The following is a 4,600-nucleotide window of genomic DNA, read 5'->3' on the forward strand; positions in this document are numbered from 1 at the left end:
GTGTCAACAGTGTTCCCCCATCCGCCGGCGCCAGGTCGAAGCTGACCACGGTGTGATTTTCGGGCACGTCCGCCAGACGCGAGGCCGACAGTGTGCTCCAGTAGCTGTAGGCGAAGCTCATTCCCGGCTCAAAAGTGCGGATGGTGCCGTGGTTTTCGAACGGCATTCCGTGCAGCAGTCCGCGCATCACGATCGCGCCGCCGGCCTGCCCTTGCAGGCTGACGGTCAACTCCTCGTCGGACATCCATTGCGGGATCATTTCTGGCGTCGTCAGTATCCGCCAGACCTTGGCCGGCTCGGCACCGATGACGACGGTCTTGGTTATCGGCGCAGCGGACTCACTCATGGGGTGCAGATTATAGCGGATGCGGCGGCGACAATATCGCTGTTCCAGGCGGTACGGATGCCGCCATTGCCCCTTGCCCTGTATAGGAAGACAGCACCACGCTTGCGAAGCCATTGCAGCCCGTGGCATCTGTCGGCTCCACCAGCGCAGACGGCACCATGACACCACGGCAGACACGGCAGAGCGGCAGGCAGGCGGCGCCCGGCGTCAGTCTCAACCGGGCGCTGTCGAAGCTCGGCCTGTGCTCGCGCACGCAGGCCGAGGTGCTGATCGCCGAAGGCCGCGTGCGTGTCGGCGGCAAGGTGGTGCGCGATGCGGCGCTGCGCGTCGACCTCGACCGCGACCGCATCGTCGTCGACGACAGGCCGGTGGTTGCCGAGCGCAAGGTCTACCTCATGCTCAACAAGCCGCGCGGGCTGGTCACCACCCGCGACGACCCGCAGCAGCGCGACACCGTCTATGCCTGCCTCGAAGGGCTCGACTTGCCCTTCGTCTCCCCGGTCGGCCGCCTCGACAAGGCGAGCGAAGGCCTGCTGCTGATGACCAACGACACCCGGTTTGCCAACCGGCTGATGGACCCGGCTTCGCATTTGCCGAAAACCTATCACGTGCAGATCGGCACGGTACCGGATGCTCCGATGCTGGAGACGTTGCGCGCCGGCGTGACCGTCGACGGCGAGGTGCTCACCGCGAACGCGATCGAACTTTTGCGCAGTGGCGGCCGCACCGCCTGGCTGGAGATCGTGCTCGACGAAGGCCGTAATCGCCACATCCGTCGCCTGCTCGCCGCGCACGGCGTCGAGATCCTGCGCCTCATCCGCATCGCTATCGGCCGCCTGCCGCTCGGCGACCTCGCCAAGGGTACGGCACGGCATTTGACAGCAGAAGAGTTGGCGCTGCTGAGGGGGTAAGCAGGGCGTGCCGCTGGTGCAGCCGCACGGCGATCCCTCCTGACGGAAAGCTGTCAGGAGGCCTGGCCTATAGGTCGGATGGGAGCCGGCCACGGCTTCAACGATCAGGGAGCCAATGCAATGAATTTCGTCTCCGTCCGCATCATCACGTCGGACGTCCAGCGTCTCGTTCACTTCTACGGTGAGATCACCGGCATGCCCGTGACGGTGTACACGGAAGACTTCGCCGAACTGGCGACGCCGACCTGCACGCTGGCGATCGGCAGCACACGCACCTTGATGCTGTTCGGCGGCGACATCGCCCGCCCCGCCGACAACCACACCGCCATCATCGAGTTCCGCGTCGGCGACGTCGATGCTGAATTCGCCAGGCTCTCGGACCTCCTCAGGAATATCACTGTGCAGAAGCCGACCACCATGCCCTGGGGCAACCGCTCGCTGCTGTTTCGCGACCCTGACGGCAATCTGGTGAATTTCTTCACGCCGGTAACCGCTGAGGCGATCAGGAAATTCGACAGATAGGCGTAAGCGGTGCCGCTGGCCGAAGCTGCTCTATTTCTGGTTCCATTTCCGGATGACCGGCTCGCTCAAATCATGCTCGTAGCCGAGCACGCTGATGCTGGCCGTATCGAGCACGAGCAGCGCGCCGCCCTCCGGCGGCAGCCCGATCCAGCGCGCCGCCAGCACGCGCAGAAAATGCGCGCTGGAAAACACCAATATGCTGGCATTGGCCTCGCGCAGCCCAGCGATAATCCTGTCGGCCCGCGCGCCGACATCGGCCGCCGTCTCGCCCTTTGGACACCCATCGCGAAACACATTCCAGCCGCGGCGCTCGGCCAGGATCTGTTTTGTCGTCAGCCCCTCATAGGCGCCATAGTCCCACTCCTGCAGATCGTCCTTCTTGACGCTCTGCGCGCCGAAGCCGGCCAGTACGCTGGTGTTGTAGGCGCGCTGCGACGGGCTCGACCATACGGCCGAAAAAGACAGGCCCTCGAGCCTGTCCGCGACACCCCGCGCGGCGGCCTCGCCAACCGGGGTCAACGGCATGTCGGTGCGGCCGGTATGCTGCCCCGAAAGGCTCCATGCCGTCTCACCATGCCGGACCAGATGGATTTGCGGATACGAGTTGCTCATGGACTGCCTTTCAATGTCACCGGCACCTTAGGCGACGATGCGGCAAAGGGGAATCCGCTTGGTACAAGACTGCGTGGTCGCCTGGCCTTGATCCGCGGCGGGGCCGGCCCTGTGATCGGCCCGAGGCCGCAACTATATCAAGGCCAGCCCTCCACAAGGCTCCCGCCACCTCAAGGGCATCGGCCCTTGCGCAACAGGTCATGTCATCATGTACAAACATTTGCTCATCGCCACGGACGGATCGGAACTGGCCGACAAGGGCGTTACCCACGGCCTGACATTGGCCAAGGGCCTCGGCGCCTCTGTTACTTTCATCACCGTCTCCGAACAATTCCCGATCTTCGCCTGGGGCGGCGCCATGGCCGGCTACGCCGCCGGCGATGAACTGGCCGCCTATCAGGAAGAGGCGCGCAAATACGCCAAGGAAGTTCTCGACAGGTGCAAGGCATCGGCCGACGCCGCCGGCGTCTCGGCGGAGGTCGTGCATGTCGAGGACAAGCGGCCCGCCGAAGCCATTCTGGAACTGTCGCAGGCCCTGGGCTGCGACCTGATCGTCATGGCTTCGCACGGCCGCCGCGGGCTGGGCAAGCTGCTCCTCGGCAGCCAGACGGCGGAAGTGCTGTCCTACACGGAGATCCCGGTGCTGGTCGTGCGCTAGGGCTACTACGGATCGCATGCTCCATCGAACCGGGTAATGACAATGTCGTTACGCTGTGCTAGATATGCGCGACGAAGGAGCCGTCCATGCCAACGTCACATCATCCGGTGCCGAAGAGCGTTCCGCTCAACATCCGCGTCAAGCCGGAAGTTCGCAATCTGATCGACCGCGCAGCCGAATTGCTCGGTAAGAATCGCACCGACTTCATGCTTGAAGCCTCGCAACGCGCCGCTGAGGAAGCGTTGCTCAACCGTCTCGTGTTTACCGTCGAACCGGATGTCTACGCTGCGTTTCTGGCACGCCTCGACGCGCCGCCGCAGCCCAACGACCGATTGCGCCGCACGATGACGACAAAGGCTCCGTGGGAAGCTGCGTGACGCTGTCGGTCCCGGTTCCACTCGCGGATCATCACGAACTCGGGGAATTTTCGTCGGGCATTACAGCGCTCGACGATTGGTTGAAAAAACGTGCTCGCACCAATCAAGCGGGCGGTGCATCCCGGACCTATGTGACTTGCAAAGGCAACCGTGTGATTGGCTACTATGCCGTTGCCAGCGGCGCCGTGAAAATGGTCGAAGCTTCCAGCCGTTTCCGGCGCGACATGCCCGATCCGATCCCCGTCGCAGTGCAAGGCAGGTTGGCCGTAGACCAAGCCTATCACGGTCGGGGCATCGGGCGGGCGCTGGTAAGGGATGCCGGTCTACGAATTCTCCAGGCTGCTGAAATACTGGGCATCAAAGGCATAGTGGTGCATGCGATTTCCGACGATGCCCGAGCTTTCTACATCACCATCGGGTTCGAGCCCTCGCCGGTCGAGCCGTTGACACTCATGGTCACGCTCGCTGATCTCAGCGAAAGCATTGGCTGACGACTTCCTGCCAGTGCTCTGGGGAAGTCCGGCGCCTAGAACACCAACTCCCCCACGAGATAGACCCCAAGCGCCAGCAACCCCGCGAAGAACACTTTGCGGAAGGTCTCGACACTCATCTTCTGGCGCAGCGCCTGGCCGGCGAACATGCCGGCCAGCGCCGGCACAAGGGCTGCGACCGAACCGACCATTTGCGCACTCGGCGACGCCAGGGCGCCGGTCCTGAACAACCCGATGGCGAGCGCCGCCGTCGACACGGTGAAGGACAGGCCGAGCGCCTGGATCAGGTCTTCTTTCTCCAGCCGCAGCGACTGCAGATAGGGCACCGCCGGGATGACGAAGACGCCGGTGGCGCCGGTGACCAGCCCGGTCGCCACCCCGACCAGCGGTGACATCAAGGCTTCGCCGCGCGCCGGCGTGGTGAAGCCAAGCTTGAGCAGGCCGAGAATGGCGTAAAGCACCAGCGCCGCACCGAGCCCGGCCGAGGCAACGCCAGAGTGCGTGCCGGTCAGCAGGCCGGCGCCGGCAACGGTGCCGAGCATCACGCCGGCCATCATCGTCCACAGCCGCTTGCACAGCCGGCCGAAGGACGGGCCGGTCAGCAATTGCCAGAAGTTGGTAACCAGCGACGGGATCAGCAGCAGTGCCGCGGCCTGTGCTGGCGGCATCGTTACCGCCAGCAG

General features: G+C 64.3%; 8 protein-coding genes. 5 read left to right on the forward strand and 3 right to left on the reverse strand.

The window, feature by feature from the left end; translation table 11 throughout:
• Positions 1–475 (reverse strand): SRPBCC domain-containing protein (locus tag EN925_RS24310; RefSeq protein ID WP_245487288.1); only part of this gene is annotated, 475 nt, incomplete at its 3' end.
• A gap of 29 nt (positions 476–504) precedes the next feature.
• Between EN925_RS24310 and EN925_RS24315 the strand changes: the two genes are divergently transcribed.
• Positions 505–1,257 carry a pseudouridine synthase gene (locus EN925_RS24315; RefSeq protein ID WP_127369981.1) on the forward strand — a complete coding sequence of 251 codons (753 nt, stop codon included), beginning with the start codon at positions 505–507 and terminating at the stop codon, positions 1,255–1,257.
• A 120-nt stretch (positions 1,258–1,377) separates the two neighbouring features.
• A complete protein-coding gene (locus EN925_RS24320) occupies positions 1,378–1,779 on the forward strand; it encodes a VOC family protein (RefSeq protein ID WP_013530567.1) in 402 nt (133 codons plus the stop codon).
• A gap of 30 nt (positions 1,780–1,809) precedes the next feature.
• Here the strand turns inward: EN925_RS24320 and EN925_RS24325 are convergent, their stop codons facing one another.
• Entirely contained in the window at positions 1,810–2,391 is a 582-nt protein-coding gene (locus tag EN925_RS24325) for a histidine phosphatase family protein (RefSeq protein WP_127369982.1), read from the reverse strand.
• Positions 2,392–2,599: 208 nt separating this feature from the next.
• Between EN925_RS24325 and EN925_RS24330 the strand changes: the two genes are divergently transcribed.
• From EN925_RS24330 to EN925_RS24340, 3 genes are all read left to right on the forward strand, one after another.
• Positions 2,600–3,049 (forward strand): universal stress protein, encoded by a 450-nt coding sequence (locus EN925_RS24330; protein WP_127366237.1) that lies wholly within the window; start codon positions 2,600–2,602, stop codon positions 3,047–3,049.
• Between the two features lie 86 nt (positions 3,050–3,135).
• Positions 3,136–3,426 (forward strand): DUF1778 domain-containing protein, encoded by a 291-nt coding sequence (locus EN925_RS24335; RefSeq protein ID WP_013530564.1) that lies wholly within the window; start codon positions 3,136–3,138, stop codon positions 3,424–3,426.
• Entirely contained in the window at positions 3,423–3,917 is a 495-nt protein-coding gene (locus EN925_RS24340) for a GNAT family N-acetyltransferase (protein ID WP_127368917.1), read from the forward strand. Before EN925_RS24335 ends, EN925_RS24340 begins: the two co-directional genes overlap by 4 nt.
• A gap of 35 nt (positions 3,918–3,952) precedes the next feature.
• Here the strand turns inward: EN925_RS24340 and EN925_RS24345 are convergent.
• The coding region (locus tag EN925_RS24345; protein WP_164894360.1) for a sulfite exporter TauE/SafE family protein at positions 3,953–4,600 on the reverse strand (648 nt) is incomplete at its 5' end.

Source organism: Mesorhizobium sp. M7A.F.Ca.US.006.04.2.1, assembly GCF_004022915.1.
GTDB lineage: Bacteria > Pseudomonadota > Alphaproteobacteria > Rhizobiales > Rhizobiaceae > Mesorhizobium > Mesorhizobium ciceri.